Origin of the sequence: Pseudoalteromonas sp. DL2-H2.2, from assembly GCF_021532535.1 — a bacterium.
Taxonomy (GTDB): domain Bacteria; phylum Pseudomonadota; class Gammaproteobacteria; order Enterobacterales; family Alteromonadaceae; genus Pseudoalteromonas; species Pseudoalteromonas rubra_A.
Map to the genome: position 1 here is coordinate 66,172 of NZ_JAKGBD010000013.1, position 16,364 is coordinate 82,535.

At 50.5% G+C, this 16,364-nt stretch carries 12 protein-coding genes; 5 read left to right on the top strand and 7 right to left on the bottom strand.

Annotated features, from left to right (window positions below):
• Positions 1 to 1,058: 1,058 nt before the first annotated feature.
• The 3 genes from L1285_RS18850 (at position 1,059) to L1285_RS23915 (ending at position 4,511) form a co-directional block, all read left to right on the top strand.
• The gene (locus tag L1285_RS18850) at positions 1,059 to 1,760 is read left to right on the top strand and encodes an AzlC family ABC transporter permease (RefSeq protein ID WP_235413708.1); all 702 of its coding nucleotides are present in this window, start codon (positions 1,059 to 1,061) and stop codon (positions 1,758 to 1,760) included.
• A gap of 10 nt (positions 1,761 to 1,770) precedes the next feature.
• Positions 1,771 to 2,082 (top strand): AzlD domain-containing protein, encoded by a 312-nt coding sequence (locus L1285_RS18855; protein WP_125783512.1) that lies wholly within the window; start codon positions 1,771 to 1,773, stop codon positions 2,080 to 2,082.
• 431 nt (positions 2,083 to 2,513) lie between these two features.
• Positions 2,514 to 4,511: a S8 family serine peptidase gene (locus L1285_RS23915; protein WP_328285059.1), complete on the top strand. Its 1,998-nt coding sequence runs from the start codon at positions 2,514 to 2,516 to the stop codon at positions 4,509 to 4,511.
• A gap of 58 nt (positions 4,512 to 4,569) precedes the next feature.
• Here the strand turns inward: L1285_RS23915 and L1285_RS18875 are convergent, their stop codons facing one another.
• Positions 4,570 to 4,923, bottom strand: a complete 354-nt coding sequence (locus tag L1285_RS18875; protein ID WP_328285060.1) for a winged helix-turn-helix transcriptional regulator — start codon at positions 4,921 to 4,923, stop codon at positions 4,570 to 4,572.
• 175 nt (positions 4,924 to 5,098) lie between these two features.
• Between L1285_RS18875 and L1285_RS18880 the strand changes: the two genes are divergently transcribed.
• Both L1285_RS18880 and L1285_RS18885 read left to right on the top strand, forming a co-directional pair.
• Positions 5,099 to 6,106, top strand: a complete 1,008-nt coding sequence (locus L1285_RS18880) for an MBL fold metallo-hydrolase (RefSeq protein ID WP_235413709.1) — start codon at positions 5,099 to 5,101, stop codon at positions 6,104 to 6,106.
• A 143-nt stretch (positions 6,107 to 6,249) separates the two neighbouring features.
• Positions 6,250 to 7,611: an MFS transporter gene (locus L1285_RS18885; protein WP_235413710.1), complete on the top strand. Its 1,362-nt coding sequence runs from the start codon at positions 6,250 to 6,252 to the stop codon at positions 7,609 to 7,611.
• Positions 7,612 to 7,731: 120 nt separating this feature from the next.
• Here the strand turns inward: L1285_RS18885 and L1285_RS18890 are convergent, their stop codons facing one another.
• The 6 genes from L1285_RS18890 to L1285_RS18915 all read right to left on the bottom strand — a co-directional run bounded on the left by L1285_RS18890 (position 7,732) and on the right by L1285_RS18915 (position 16,364).
• Positions 7,732 to 10,824, bottom strand: a complete 3,093-nt coding sequence (locus L1285_RS18890; protein ID WP_235413711.1) for an efflux RND transporter permease subunit — start codon at positions 10,822 to 10,824, stop codon at positions 7,732 to 7,734.
• Positions 10,821 to 11,918 (bottom strand): efflux RND transporter periplasmic adaptor subunit, encoded by a 1,098-nt coding sequence (locus L1285_RS18895; RefSeq protein ID WP_235413712.1) that lies wholly within the window; start codon positions 11,916 to 11,918, stop codon positions 10,821 to 10,823. The genes L1285_RS18890 and L1285_RS18895 overlap by 4 nt, the downstream gene beginning before the upstream one ends.
• Positions 11,919 to 11,979: 61 nt before the next feature.
• A complete protein-coding gene (locus tag L1285_RS18900; protein WP_235413713.1) occupies positions 11,980 to 13,209 on the bottom strand; it encodes a phosphatidylserine decarboxylase in 1,230 nt (409 codons plus the stop codon).
• Complete coding sequence (locus tag L1285_RS18905) at positions 13,202 to 13,723, bottom strand: DUF2165 family protein (RefSeq protein WP_046004135.1); 522 nt, start codon at positions 13,721 to 13,723, stop codon at positions 13,202 to 13,204. Before L1285_RS18905 ends, L1285_RS18900 begins: the two co-directional genes overlap by 8 nt.
• Before the next feature lie 27 nt (positions 13,724 to 13,750).
• A complete protein-coding gene (locus tag L1285_RS18910) occupies positions 13,751 to 15,022 on the bottom strand; it encodes an ATP-grasp domain-containing protein (protein ID WP_235413714.1) in 1,272 nt (423 codons plus the stop codon).
• A gap of 1 nt (position 15,023) precedes the next feature.
• Positions 15,024 to 16,364, bottom strand: coding sequence for a coproporphyrinogen-III oxidase family protein (locus L1285_RS18915; protein ID WP_046004133.1), 1,341 nt, complete (start codon positions 16,362 to 16,364; stop codon positions 15,024 to 15,026).

The window sequence follows — 16,364 nt, forward strand, 5'->3', positions numbered from 1 at the left end:
GTAATTACGATCATTTAGGGTCTCTGTTACATTGCTCCATGTATGAGCGCCGCCATAATAGCTACCATTTGACGTTCCCCAACTGCCATACCCATCTCGATACTGTAATTGGTAATAGCTCGCACCGGATACTGTACCCCAAGAAAGCCATGCACTTGAGCCATCACTGTTGATTGATGCTGATACATATGAGGGCGTGCTCGGAACGGGCAGAGGCGTACTTATCCAATTGGATGCACTTGACCATGAGGAGCAGTTATTACTGCTATCGCATGCGCGCATTCTATAGTTGCGGTTTAGCAATGTGCCGGTATAACCATACCAAGAGTGTGAACCACCACTGTATGAACCACCAGACGTCCCCCAGCCACCATACCCATCTCGATACTGCAACTGGTAATAACTAGCACCTGAAACGGTCCCCCAATAAAGAGATACAGTTGTACCATTTATAGACGCTGATACATAAGATGGAGAGCTAATTGCCAGTACGTTCGCGCTTAGCAACAGTGCAATTAACGAGGATATAACCCTTAACATAAAGTATTCCCTTGTAATCGACTAAAAATACGCTCCATGTTTGACGTGCGTTCTAACACCGCGTCATTATTAATATTATTTTTCAATACGTTATCTCTACCGCAAAAATCAGCCGGAGATCTTACCCGTGAAAGGTACGATGTATCAAGTCAAATAACACCAATTAAGCCGCCTGATCCCTCTCAGCCCATAAATATTAACTTTGCAGGTGTTCTGACAGGTCGAATCAAGCAGTAGAGGTTTATTTTTACTGAGTTCGGCTGGCGTTCATGCAATGACTCAGCCTCCATGGCTGGGCGACTTCCTTACCTGCGTGCCTACTTGAATACATGAAACCTGGACCAACAAAGCCCACCACCTGATGAAGTTTTAGTGCTTAATTATTGCTCACAGGTTCTGTTCAGGGTACATTCTGAATCTAAAATAATAAAAACAAGCAGCCTTCGCGACAACACCCATTCAGTCTTCACTGTTATCTGCGCAGGTTGTCATGCCACTCACAGATTTAGGTAGATACTATGAGCACGGACCAAGCACAGCCGGTCAGGTCAATCAAACTGGCCGCATTTTTTGACATTCTTCCCTTATCCATTGCCGTGATCCCCTGGGGGATTTTATGTGGTTCACTGGCCATTCAAGTGGGGTTGAGTCCGCTGCAATCACAACTGATGTCACTGCTGGTCTTTGCCGGCGCGGCGCAACTGTCTGCGGTGACCCTGACAGGGGCCGGTGGCGGTATCGCGACCATTTTAGGCAGTACAGCCGTGATCAGCTCACGTCACTTGCTCTACTCTGCCACTTTTCGCAGCCATGCCATGGGCTTACCTTTACATCACAAAATGCTGATGGCCTTTTTGCTGACTGATGAAATGTTTGCCGTAACGGAGAATAAGCGTAAGGAGCTGGGCTACTTTCCCCTCGACTATGCCTTGATCTCAGGCGCCACGTTTTATGCCATCTGGAACTTGTCAACACTGGCTGGCATTGTGGCGGGTACCAGTATTCCAAATCTTGAAAGCCTGGGGCTCGAGTTTGCTATAGCTGCCACTTTTATTGCCATGGTGGTCCCGAATATAAAATCCTCGCCAGTGTTAGTCGCGGTGCTGGTCTCAGCCTGTTGCGCAGTTTTGTTTCATAAACTCGAGGTCCCCAATGACCTGTTGCTCTCTGCGCTGGTCGGTATGGTCGTCGGTTATTGTTTAGATAAAGAAAGCGATTAGGAGGCGTGCTATGAGTTATGATCTGATCTTTTTAATGGCGTTGATCACCTTTTTTATGCGCTATGCCTTTTTTATGGAAAAGCTGCCCATCAAACTCGATATGAGAGTGCAGCGGTTTTTAAGTTTTACCGCACCGTGTATTTTAACCGCGATGGCTGCCCCCATTGTATTTGGCGAAGTAACATTCAATACGCATGATCTCACCAACCCCTTTTTGCTGGGGGGAATATTGGCTATCGTATTAAGCCTGCTGGTAAAAAACACGCTGATTGTGGTGTTGGCCAGCATGGGGGCGTTCTTTTTACTCAAGACTCTGCTCTGAGCGCCCGTAGCACCACTTCAGCGGGTATAGACAACGACGAGCACTGCACGTGCTCGACTTTATACGCCATTTGCCAGTCGCGAGATTTTCCGTACATGCCCGACGGCTAACCTCACCACCGTGGCTAATCTGTACTCGGATTTTGTATTTTTTATCTGTCAGATCAGGCGTATAGGCCAGCAGGTACATTTCAGCATCATACAACCCAACTCTGAGACCCCTTGCTAGATCACCTCAGCATGAGCATGCACCTCAATTAGTCACCTTTTTTACTTATTTGTGTAATTTTAATTAACAATGGGTTGCAAATAACAATTTCAAGGGGTAGTTTGATCCTTAATGGGGTACAAAATAGACAATAAATCAAACCTCATTGCATTGGATGCAGCAAAAATAACAAGTAGCAACAACAAAAATCAGTAGGAAGTAACATGACTAAGACATTCAGACTTACCTCGTTAGCTCTTGCGCTATCAGCACTGTCATCAACCGCCGTCAACGCACAGGAAACCAAACAATACATTCTTAAGCAAAGCAATTTAGCGATTTTTGCACCACAAACCAGCCGCTTTGAGCGCGCCGCCATCAGCCAAGACTTTGCCTCTGAGCCGGAGGCTGAAGTACTGTCAAATGATGACAAGGGCACTGTGGTCACCATGGAACTGACTGCACAGCAGGTTGCTCAGTTAAAAGCCTCTGGCCAGTATGCCTACATTGAAGAAGATTACGAGTACGTGCCTTTCACATCAACCACCAGCGCTGAAGTGTCGCCTTATGGTCTGGCCGAAGTACAGGCGTCGCTATTACAAGACACCAACGCCGATCTGTTTAAGGTCTGTGTGATTGACTCTGGCTATGATCTGGGTCACCCGGACTTGCCACAAAATGCCACTGGCTTTACCGATCTGCCGGGCGGCCTGACCTGGTATCAGGACGGCTCTGGTCATGGTACTCACGTTGCCGGGACCATAGTGGCACTGAAAAATGGTCAGGGTGTGGTTGGTGTGCTGCCCAATGACAAAATTGGCGTGCATAACGTGCGCGTATTCGACAATGACGGCAAGCAAGGTTTAACTTCACGTATTGCCCGCGCCGTCGATAACTGTGTTGAAAATGGCGCTAAAGTCATCAATATGAGCTTAGGTGGTGGCAGCCCCAGCCAATATTTCCAGGAGCGTCTGCAGGCGGCCTATGACAAAGGCGTACTACTGATCGCAGCAGCCGGTAACGGCGGCGACGCCACCCTAAGTTACCCTGCCAGCTATGATACTGTGGTATCGGTGGCCAACATTGATGAAAACCGGGTTAAAAACAGCTCATCTCAGTACAATGCGCAGGTCGAGATTGCCGCACCTGGCACCAACATTTTATCAACGGTACCGCGTGGCACTGGTATTGCGGCTGGCGTGACCGCCAACGGCGTATTTGTGAAAGGTGGTGGCATGACCAATTCGGTTGAAGGTAAGGTCAGTGCCGAACTGGTTGATTGTGGTCAGGGCCTGAGTGCCTGCGCCGCAACGCAAAGCGTGTGTTTAATTGAGCGTGGTGGCGCGTCTTTTAAAGACAAGGCCTCCAACTGCCAGGCCGGTGGCGGTGTCGCAGCCATAGTGTACAACAATGCGCCGGGTTCCTTTGGTGGCACCTTAGGAGATGGCGTACATGGCGTGACCATTCCGGTTATTTCCCTGTCGCAGGAAGACGGTACAGCCCTTCTGTCATCTGTAGGTAGTACGGTCGAAGTGCAGCTAGAAGCCATACTGGATTACGATGAAAAATCCGGCACATCGATGGCCAGCCCACACGTAGCCGGGGTTGCCGCGCTGGTCTGGAGCCAGCACTCAAGCTGTAGCAATGTCGATATCCGTAACGCCCTGAATGCCACCGCCATCGACTTAGGCTCGGCAGGTCGTGACCATGAGTACGGTCATGGCTTAGTGCAAGCCAAAGCTGCGTCTGATTATATTGCCACCAACGGTTGTAGCGGCGCGCAAGACAACCAGCTGCCGGTTGCCAGCTTTACTGCAAGCTGTACCGACCTTGCCTGTAGTTTTGATGCCAGCGCCAGCCGCGACCCGGATGGCCAGGTTGTTGCTTACGACTGGAATATTGACGGCTTCGCAACCACAGGTGCAAACGTAAACCATGCATTTGCTAATGCGGGTAGCTACCAGGTGTCTCTGACAGTGACCGATGATGCTGGCGCGACGCATACCGTGACTCAGTCAGTCTCTGTCACAGATGGCAATAATAGCGGTTGCAGCGGCCTGGAAACCTGGTCGGCCAGTAAGGTTTACCGCTCAGGTAATGAAGTAGCCTACAATGGTCACAGATACCACAGCAACTGGTGGCACCGTGGCAAAAACCCGGCGCAAAACTCCAATGTGGGTAATGCCTGGAATTACTGGACAGACTTAGGTGCCTGTAACTAAACACCAAACAAAGTGATATTGAGAGTAAGATGTAAGGCGACACCTGAGTGTCGCCTTTTTAGTTTTTCTGGCGCTGTTGCCGCTGGCCCCATTCGCACAGCATATCCAGAATTGGCCTAAGCTCATCCGATAATGAAGTACTGGTGTATTCCACCCTGGGCGGCACCTCGGCATACACCTCACGAAAGACCAATCCGTCGGCTTCCAGCTCTCTCAACTGTTGAGTCAGCATCTTTTGCGTGATCTTTGGAATGCGCTTTTTCAGCTCACCAAAACGCAGCGTATTATCGCGCAGGTGAAACAGAATGATCACCTTCCACTTGCCGCCGATCACGTTCATGACTGAGGTCATCGGACAGCCACCTAAATTAATGTCATTTTCTTCTGTGCGTAACGCTTTGTTTTTTGTCATTGGTTACCCCAGCCATACTAGCTTACAAATTGGTGCTTACTTGATCTGAGTATATCTGAACTCTATAGTTTCAAAAAGATACTAAGGGCCATTTTGATACTTTTATTAGTTTTAAAGGCACATATTGTGCTGGCTGGCCCTGAGAAACGTAACACGACTGCATCAGGAAACACTCATGACCACATCAAAATATGCTTTATTCGGCGCACTGGCTATGCTTTCAACCACCACCGCTCTGGCTGGTGACTTTATTTACAAACCCGCCTCTGCCACTGAGATAGCAGCACACCATCAGAAAGTAGCAGGCAGCCACCGAGAACGCTTTGTGAAACCCTATGAAGTGCAGCGGCTAAGCCAGAATGTGTACTGGATATCCGTGGCCAATTACAATGTCACGGCGGTGATAGGCCAGCACAGTGTGCTGCTGATCGATGCCCCGCACGGCACAGGCAAACAATTGCTCGCCGCCATTAAATCATTCACTGACAAACCGCTCAGTGGCATCGTCTATTCCCACGCCCATGCCGATCATGTGGGCGACTCCAGGCTTATCCAAACAGCACTGGCCGACACCCACATTGAGATTTACGCCACCGCAGAGGTACGCGATGCACTACATTCCCACAAGGTAACTGCACCTGCGCCAGTCACTCAGATCATAGGCGACACGTTTAAGTTCGAAGGCCACACATTTAAAACACTTAGCAACTTTAATGGTCATACTCAGGACAACACGGTGTTATTAATTCAGGATCAGGGACGCACCATCATCCATGCCATCGACCTGGTCCATCCGGATCAGCTAGAATTTCGCAGCTTCTCGAACGTTGAAGACGCTATTGCCTACAAAAATGACATAGATACTCTGATGGCGCTGGACTGGGACGTGATGGTCACCGGCCACAGCAATCTGGGCTACAAAGCCGATGTGCAGTTTGTTCAGGACTATATCCGCGATGTGCAGGCCTTTATTCATGCCGGACTGGCCAAAGCCCAGTTTGCCGAGCACTTTAAGGGTGAATCGCCTTTCAGCTGGTATGCCGGTTATACCAATGAGGTGATCGACTTTGCGCACGCTAAAATGGCAGAAAAGTACCGTGCGGGCAAAGAAGAAGAGTTTGATATTGTAGCCAAATCACACGTCCGGGTGATGTTCTGGGCAATGTTTGCACGGGCGCTGTAAGAGTGTCATTGTGTTGGGGGCCGGTGCCCCCGCTGACCCGACGCTAATGCGCAGGTACTCACCCTTTCGGCCCCAAAGTTTGCTAGTCAAAGCGCCATTGTTCATCTACTATGTGACTGTATTGGCGCATAAATAACAATCAAATGAAATCATTCCCGTCGCTCTATTTTACCAACCTGTTTTTGATCGGTGGTACAGGTTTACTGACCACCTATCTGGCTTTATATCTGGGCAAGCAAGGGGTCTCCACCTTCTGGATAGGTTTACTAACCTCGTGCTATTACCTGGGCCTGTTACTGGGCTCTAAACTGGGTTATCACCTGATCAAATCGGTGGGGCACATCCGCACCTTTGCAGCCAGCACCGCGGCGGTCACCGCCTGTGTGGCTGCCCACGGGGTGAGCGATAATATTTATATCTGGCTGGCGCTGCGCTTAATTGTCGGGCTTGGGATGATGTGTAACTTCATGGTGCTCGAAAGTTGGCTGAACGAGCAGGCAGCACCGGAATCCCGTGGCCGGGTGTTCTCTTTTTACATGATCACCTCATATCTGGGCATGGTGGCGGGGCAATATGCGTTGTCGCACTTTCCAGAGTTGGGCTACGCACCGTTGTTTTTGGTTTGTATGGCGCTGTCGGTCGGGATCATTCCGATTTCAACTACCCGCAGGATCCACCCCAAGCCACTCAAACCCATTCAGGTCAGCCTGTTTAGTTACATCCGTAAGGTGCCCCAGTCAATGACAGCCATTCTGTTTGCCGGGATCATCAACGGCAGTTTTTATGGCCTTGCACCGACCTTCGCCCACTCATCGGGCTTTAACGCAGAAGAAATCGCCCTGTTTATGTCGATCACCATTTTTGCCGGGCTACTGGCGCAATGGCCGATGGGGATCATTTCAGACAAGATCCGTCGTAGTATTTTGCTGCGCAGCAACGCTGTGATCATTGGTGTGGTGAGCCTGCTGCTGTTTTTATTGCCTGTCTCGCAGCAAACCGCCTATGTGTTGAGTTTTATCTTTGGACTGTTTGCGTTTACCTTATATCCGTTATCATCTGCACTGGCAAACTCACGCGTTGATGACGAAGACAGGGTTGGCGTCTCATCGGCGCTGCTGGTCGCCTTTGGTGGCGGTGCGGCAATTGGCTCTGCGGTAAATGCTCAGCTGATGGCCGCCTTTGGTCATCAGGCGCTGTATGCCTCGATTGCGCTGCTCACTGTGCTGATGTTTACCCTGCTCACTTACATCAACTCACGACAAAAAGCTGAGCGCCCCGAGCCGAGCGACTACGTGGTGGGCACCTCCGATGTCACTAATTCACCGCTGGCCGCCACCATGGACCCGCGGATTGAAGAAACCACAGCACATGAACAAATGCTGGTTGTGGATGAAGATGAAGTGGGCGACACCCAGCCCCGAGACTACGATCCAGCGGAACAAGAGCCCGATGATGCACCGCAACCGGAAGACAAAAATAAACAGGGCGTCATACACGATAAGTAAGGCGAGTAAAGAAGGGCTGAGTAGCATTAACTCGTGCGTTACTCTGGGATTGGCTTAAATGGGATCTGCCGACAGCATCACTGCGGCAGCTCCCATCGGCAAAATCAGTAGCAGTGATTACTATGCACTTGCCAGCCCTTGCGGTTTCTCAGTGCCCTCAAACTCCGCATCCTCAGCGGCATGGTGGTTTGCAGCCAGACGCCGGTAGACACATGGCAGCACAAACAAGGTAAAGACCGTGCCTATCAGCATGCCAAACACCAGGATGATACCAATACTGTTACGTGCTTCTGCTCCTGGGCCAGATACCAGCACCAGCGGGAAGTGACCCAGCACCGTTGCTGCGGTGGTCATCAACACAGGTCGCAAACGCGTATTGGCGGCTTCAACAATGGCATCGGCTTTTGCCTTACCGGCACGCTGCAACTGATTGGCAAACTCAATGATCAGGATGGCATTTTTCGCAATAAGGCCAACCAGGGTGATCAACCCGATCTGCGAGTAAATATTAATGGTGGTCAGCCCAAGGAAAGGAAACAGCATAGCACCCGATAAAGCCAACGGCACAGAGCCGATGAGCACAATCAGAGGATCCCGGAAGCTGTTAAATTGTACCGACAAAACAAAATACACAAACAGCAAGGCCAACAATAATACCCCAAACAAGGTATTGCCCTCTTGCCTTAACTGGCGAGATTCTCCCGCATAGTCAATGCTATACGTCTCTGGCAACAGGCCTTTAGCGGCTTCCTCCAGGGTCGCCAGCCCCTGCTCTTTGGTGGTACCAGGCACTAACCCTGCGAAAATCCTGAACGCATTTTGCTGCTGAAACTTACCCAGCGCGCGTGGTGCAACAACATGCTCGATGTCCGCTATCATAGACACGGGAATAAGCTCTCCCGATGGCGCACGCAAATGAAGCGCCAGCAGTGATTCCGGCGATTGTCGCGCATGGCCCTCTATCATGGGAATAACGCGATATGCTTTGCCCGCCAGCTCAAAGTGATTAACGTGATCGCCCGACATTAACACTCCCAGCTGCTGACTCACATCCGCGATATCCATGCCCAAATCGGCAATACGCTCGCGGTTTAGTTTCAGCTCCACCTGTGGCAAGTCTATTTTAAGATCGGTATCGACAAACAGGAACTGGCCGCTTTGATATGCCGCGCCAATCATTTTGTGGACATATTCGAGCATTTCTTCCCGGGAGTCGCCGGACTGTACCACCAGCTCAACATCAAAGTTACCGGCAGTAGGTAGCGCGGGAAACAGCACCGGAAATACCGTCAGCCCTGTCACTTGCGACGCGCTGATATAGATATCCTCAAGCATGTCCTGTACAGCCATGTCACGATCAGCAAAGTCCACAAACTCAATACCGCCGAACCCGCCTCCAGGGCCAATCAGTTGCCACATGGATTTGGCGCCAGGCACCTGCATCATACTCGCTGTCACGTCCTGCATATAATCCGTGGTGTACTCCAGCGACGAGTCCCCCGCAGCTTCAAAGATAATATTGATACTGCTTTGATCCTCGATGGGTGCCAACTCTTTGTGAGAAAACATATAGAAAGGCACCACCAGCAACGCAATAATGACGCCACCAAACAAGATCTGCACATCCCATTTAAAAACGACATTCAGCATCTTGCTATAGCGATTCGTCAGACGCGCAAACAAGCGGTTCACACGCAGTGTTAAATAGCTTTCCTTACCACCCGGAGCACAGACATATGCGCTCAGTACCGGCGACAAGGTCAATGCAACCAGGCCCGAAATAATCACGGAGATAGACAGAGTAAACGCAAACTCTTTAAACAGTACACCGGTCAGTCCGGATAAAAACCCGATAGGCGCATAAACCACGGCCAAAGTAATGGTCATCGCGATGATGGGATTGAGTAATTGCCGGGCACTCATTAACGCGGCTTGCATGCGAGGTACCCCCTGACTCATATATCGGGAGACATTTTCGACCATGACAATGGCATCGTCCACAACCAAGCCCACGCTCAGTACGATTGCCAGAATGGTCAGTAAGTTGAGCGAGAAACCCATCAAATACATCGCAGCTACCGCGCCACAAATAGAAATGGGGATGGTAATCAGCGGCACAACTGCGGTGCGAAAGGAGCCCATCAAAAGCAGGACCACAACGCCTACCAGCAGGATGGTTTCAACGAGCGTGATGAATATCTCATTGATGGCATCACGCATAAATAAGGTACCATCAAAACCAATGCGGATCTCCAGCCCACTCGGCAATGTCTGGTTGATTTCTTCAATCTGGTCGTATAACGCATTGCCGATTGCCAACTCATTCGCACCCGGTAAGGGCCACACAGAAATATACACCGCATCGCTTTGCGTTTGACGCGCATTCAGCGCCCCTTCCTCTTCGCCCAGCTCAACCGTTGCGACATCGGCCAGACGCACCAGCGCATTCTCATGCTCACGGATCACCATCTGCTCAAACTCGCGCGCGCTGGTGAGCGTTGTATTGGCAAGAATATTAATGCGGCGTTGTTGGTTTTTACTTTGCCCCAGGGTCGAGATCACATTGTTGCGTTGCAGCGCGCTGTTGATGTCTTGTGCACTGATGTTAAAGGCCAGCATTTTGGATGGATCAAGCCAGACTCGCATCGCAGGCTTACGGCCCCCTTCCAGGCCAATGCGTTGCACGCCTTCAATAGACGCCAGTGAGGGGTTTACATATCGGGTGAGATAATCCGTTACTTCGGCGCGTGAGTAATGATCGGTGACCACATCGAGATAAAATACCGCCGCAGGCCGGTCTGCTCGCACGACATTGACGACCGGATCTTCCGCTCCCTGTGGTAGCTCATATTTGATTTGATCTAACCGCGAAGCTAACTCAGCCAAAGCCGCGGAACTGTCCTCGTTCAGCTTCATCCAGGCTGTCACGGTACTGAGCCCCTCAACCGTTTTGGCATCGACATAATCCACACCCGGCAGTGTCATAGCCACCCGCTCAATCGGCGCACTAATGAAGCCCTCAACCACCTCAGCTGAGGCGCCCACATAAGTGGTGGTCACAACCAAAGAGGAACTTTCTACCTGAGGATACTGCGAGATAGGCAGCTCTACCCCCGCACGCAACCCCAGCAGGAGTAATAATAATGACAGCACCACAGCCAAGATGGGCCGCCTGACAAACACATCGACAAACCGCTTTTGAGTATTCATCATAACTGATTTGCCCCTTTGCCGGTTTCACGCTCAGAGACAAACACCAGCAACTGCTCTTGCAGTTTGAAAGCCCCATTAGCCGCGATCAGGTGCGCTTCATTGAGCTCTGCGCCAGCACTGATCACCGCCAGCTCCTGCTCACTGCGTATCAGTGTCACAGGCTGGCGAACTGCCCGGTATTGGTTCTGTGCCTGCTCACCTTCGAGCTTATAGACATAGTGGCCCATGCCATCTTGCAATACCGCGCTGCTCGGTACATAAAGCTCACTGGTTGGCTCTCCCAGCGGGACAAATACTCTCAATGGCGTATGTGCTGGCAGCACCCCAGGTAACCTGGCACGATATTTTTGTGTTCTGGAAAACTCAGACAGCAAGGTTTCTTTAGCAATCACCTCGGCGTGTGTTTGCCGGCCATCGGTAAATTCGACCCAGACTTTGCGCTCAGCAAACTGATCTGTACTTCTGTAAGGCACTTTAAAGTCAACCCAGACGTAATCCTGCGCCCCAACCAAAGTGGTAATATGGGTATTGGCAGACAATAGCTCACCGACTGCCAGCTCATGCAAGCCAACGGTTGCATCAAATGGGGCAACCAGGGTCTTGCGTTCGATGCGCGTTTGTAGCGCCTCGATTTCGGCAAGGATAACAAGGTATTCACTGCGGTCATTATCTAACCGGTCGGCACTGGCGGTGTTCTGTTCGGCCAGCCGCTTGGTACGTTCCAGTTTTGCTTTCGCCAGTTTAGATTTCGCGCGTAATGCCGCCAGCTGCGCGCGCTCCTCTGACGTATCCTGACGCAGTAACACCTGTCCGGCTTTGACTTTCTGACCAGAATCAAAGTTCACAGCAACCACACGCCCTTCCAATTCATTGCGCAACTCAATCGTTTGCGGCGTGATAACTTCGCCAATGGTTTCAATTCTGTGCTGTAACATTCTGGAGACAGGTTTAACCGCTTCTACTGTCGCCGAAGGTTCAGGAAAAGACTCAGCATAAGCAATGGCTTGCTGTATTTGTAGTACTTTGAATGTGGTCAGGGAACCCACAACACATGCGCACGCGATCAGTGTGAGCAGCCAACGTTTAATGACCATAAATAGACTCTCTCATAAGTAAAATTAGTATGAAATGTGGATGGCTCCAATACTGGACAACTCAGATCGGGCTCAGCGCGCCTAACGATGCACCTTGCTTAACTCGAATAGCGGGGTATACGCCTTGTTGAAACAAGGTCAACACGGTTGAACCACCGTACTGAAAGCATGCCAGCTTTTGCCCGGCCTGCACGGTACTGCCCACTGGAAATGGGGGATCATCAGCCAAAGACTGGGTGCAACCGTGATCCTTAAAAACAATCGAGTTCACATCGTCAAGACCAATTGCTATCAGCGCCACTTTGCCATACACCGGGTTTTCAATAATGATGTAGTAACGGTGGTACACGCCAAATGCGCCATAATGCGTTTTGTAACCGCCAACATTACCGTCGTTGTAAAACCGCTCAAACTGCCCGGACATGCCAAACACCACGCCACTGTCACAACCGACCAAACGAGATTCGACAATCGTGCCACTGATGGGGGCATGAATGTGGTGATAGTCTGTAGGCAGTAACACCGTGGAGGTTGCAGTCCCCCCGTAGAAAGCCTCACTGTGTTCACTGCCATACAGCAAGGTGGTCACATCCAGCGACGTTTCAAATTTAGTACCCAACTGAGAGAAAGGACCCAGGTTTTGATTAACGACATTCACGATGCCATCGCAAGGCGCGATATAGTGGCTTTCCTCGTCGCTGTCTTGCTGAATGGGGTCGCGAAGCTCGCGGGTGAAGAACTGGTTGTAACTTTCAAACCCATTCGCGGGAATAGCAAAGCGCTGCCAGGATTGCTCACCCATCGCCTTTCGCCACACCGCTTGGCACTCTAACGACCAGGATGCAGCGCTGTCCATAAACCGGCCTCTTGCGCGGATAAAACGGTGGCTCCACTGCAACCCCTCCCCCTGACAAAAGAGTTCGGATGCGGCCGGGTTTTGGTGAAACAGGCCATAGAGACACATATAAAATAACACGCTGCTCTGTGGCGTTGGGATATTGACCAAAAACGCGATAAAAAATGTGAAGAAATCAACAGCCTCTTTTTCTCGCCAAATCCACAGTGAGGCACTGTGCTGCGCAGTGTGTAAGGGTGACTCAGGCCACCCATAGGAGTTGGCTATTGCGCAGCTCAATGCATTACTCACTGCGAGTCTGAACGAGTCGTTTTCGACCAGCATCCACTTGAGTTCATCCATCACCTCCCAGACGACATCTTCGACATCGTCATGAGTGTTCCGGTAATGGGCAAGTACACTGTCCAACTGGTCAAGAAGAGCTGAATTAGCCATGTCTTTCTCCACCAGTCAGTTGCATGTTGTCGTCTTCATTCTGCATCACCATCATAGTGAGTGCCGAAATGGCCAGGATATACATGAACGCATACTGCTGCACCATGGCGGCTTCAGCGCCTTGCAACCAGATCATGTAAACAATATCGGCGAAAATAAAGAACATAGTAAAGAGCATAACACTGACAAACACCGCCCCCGCCAGTACGTATTGTTTGGCATGCTTAAATGCCTGGGCATTGTTTCTTGCTGACCACATTTTTGCCGTTGCCAGCACAAAGCAGACAGCAGCAATAAACTTACCGATCATGATGCCAAGCAGCGCCAGATCAGGGCTCAGCTCCCTGACAAAAGGACGCGCAGACAAAAACACGTCAGGTATGTTGCCCATCGCCATCACGTCGGCAACCTGCCCCTTATGCAAAGAGTAGCTAACCACGTTTTCTAAAAATGTCAGCGAGCTCCACAGTGCCAACATTGCAACCACGAAAACTTTGAGTAAACGAATGTTCATTTATGCTTTGATCCTTCTATTAATATATTAAGCGCTGATCCGGTCGCTATCAGGCAAGATGATTGGACGCACCTGACTCTGAATACGCTCGTGTATCTGCAAAGCGTCTTCTCGTGTCGCCGACGACAACAGGTAATACAAAAGGTGGGGCTGGGCGGAATTAGGCATGGCTCTGACAACATCTCCAACCTGATTCAGTTGCTTCACTTCTTTCACCCCACTCAGCTGCTCAAACACCTCCAACCCTTCAATCCCGGTCAATGTGCCGGAGTCTGGATACAAGACCCCACCATATAACACGGCACCGATATTGGTTCGCTCTGGTAGTTCGACAGACAAACCCAGGTATAAACGCGCCTGCAATTCCAGCGAGCTGACGCCCAGTAACAGGGCAATGGCAGCGGCCGTATAAGCACCACCCGGTCTCAGGCCTGCTTCCAGGATTTTCGGGCCGCTGTCTGTCATGCGAATTTCAACATGCGCGACGCCACAGGTAAGCCCCAATGCCCGCACGGCTTGTGCAGCCAGTTCAAACAAGGCCAGCTCCAGAGCGGGCTCAAAGTTGCTGGGAGACACTGACATAGACTCAGGAAAATACGGGCCTTGTGCGTTGGCTTTTTGAAAAACCCCCAACAGCACCTCAGTATCACCATCCACATACAAGTCGATCCCCAGCTCTTCGCCCGGGCAAAACTCCTGTACGATAAGGGGCAGTTCAAATTGGCCAAACTTATATAAGCTGCGTTCAAAACCACGTGATTGCAGGCCAATATGTTGCGTAATTTGCTCAACAGCCGCTAAAAACGCCTGATCAGAACTGACCTTCACAACCCCCTGACTGCTCATCGCGTCGACCGGCTTAACTATCACCGGATAGGGCAACTGAGATTGCCAGCTCATATCGGGGTCGCTGAGCTGTCCGACGGGAAATGTCAAAGGCACAGGTAAACCTGCCTGATGCCAGCATTGATAGCTGGCATGTTTGTCGCGGCTCTTTTTGGCAGCATCAAGCGCGCAATGCGGCAACTGTAAATCCCGCGCCACCAAGGCAGTGCTGAGCACACTGCCTTCGTAAATCGGCACGATGGCCTCAACAGGACACCGAGCATGCAGCGCTCGAATGTCCCGAAGCAAGTCTTCGTCATTGTCCAGATCGCAAAACAGAATTTCGTCTACATTTTGCAACTCGCTCGCATCAAACCCATGCGGTACAACCAGGGTTAAGCGATCAGCAACACGTAAAAGTTCAGACACCAAATAGTTATTTGGATACGCGTGGATAGTAACGATGTGCGCCATATTAGAAAGTCCCTGTTCTGGTTGCACTTGAGCTTTCCAGCGATTCCCGTGACATACCCGCAAGCCCGGTCTGGCGGTCTTCCATCAGGTCGTAACCCATGTTCACAAGCCAGAGCTTACCTTGCTCAGTAACATGGAATGCCTCAGCCGTTTCGTACATTAAGCCTTCTTTCATCCACTGCTCGATCAACCCGGCTGGGATACTGCGGATCGCGTCCGTGAAGCGTTTCTCAATTCTGAAGAATTTGAGCCCAAACAAGGCACCCCGGTTCGCCGGAACCTCCAGTGAGTCAGAGAAGCGCATCAGCGGTAATTCACCTTTATTCACTCGCTTCACATACGTGGAATCGCGCTCTTCATTAAGGTAAACCTGGCCATTAATGTAACCGCGGGCAGAAGAGCCAATCGCAACCGTTTCTGCACTGTGCTGACCATAACCCCCACCCCACAGCAGGCGCATAAAGTGGTTAAGCGTTTTAAACTTAGAAAAGTGCTGATCGGCCGGGTTACAATAACCCAGCTCCTGTAGCCGTTGTTTCAACTGCAAATACTGAGCAACCTGAGAAAACTCAGACGGCTTTGGCGGGATATCGCCACTGTCCATGCGGCTTAAAAATGACTTAGGAAAGCCATAATAGTGCAAATTGTAATAGTCGATGCTGTCGTACTGATCGCGCTCGAGCTGTGCACAGTCCAGGTTCAGCTGATTAATATCCTGTCCCGGCAGGTTATACATCATATCAATGTTGATATCGCTGAATTCCAGTTTTCGGCCTAGCTCAAGACACTTGTGTACATTCTCCAGGTCGGCGTTAATGTTCAGCAGATCGCGCATTTTGGGATCGAACGTCTGAACACCATAAGAAATACGGGAAATACCGTGCTCTTTAAGGATGTTCAATCGCGTGATGTCGGAGAGTGTATTTGGCTCGCCTTCGAAGCTCCACTCACAGTCAGGTTTAAACTTAAAGGTATTGCGTAACTTCACTATGAGCTGTTCAATCAACTCTGGCGGCAGGGTCGACGGAGAGCCACCCCCAAAATACACTGCCTGATATTCAATATCGGCGGTATAACGACGCTGGCTCAGCATGTCAATTTCAGCACACATCGCATCTACATAGCGATACATGATCTCTGCTCTGTTTTGCACACGAACGTGAAACGGACAGAACTTACACAGATCCTGACAATACGGGATGTGCAGATACAACACAGCTTCCGCATCGTGGTTACGCTCACTATCCAAGGTCCTCTCAAAGTCCTGTTGCAAAGACGGGCGCGACAACACTTCGAGTATTGGATAAAAATAGTAAGTAATTGGATAAACGCTGGTGTACAT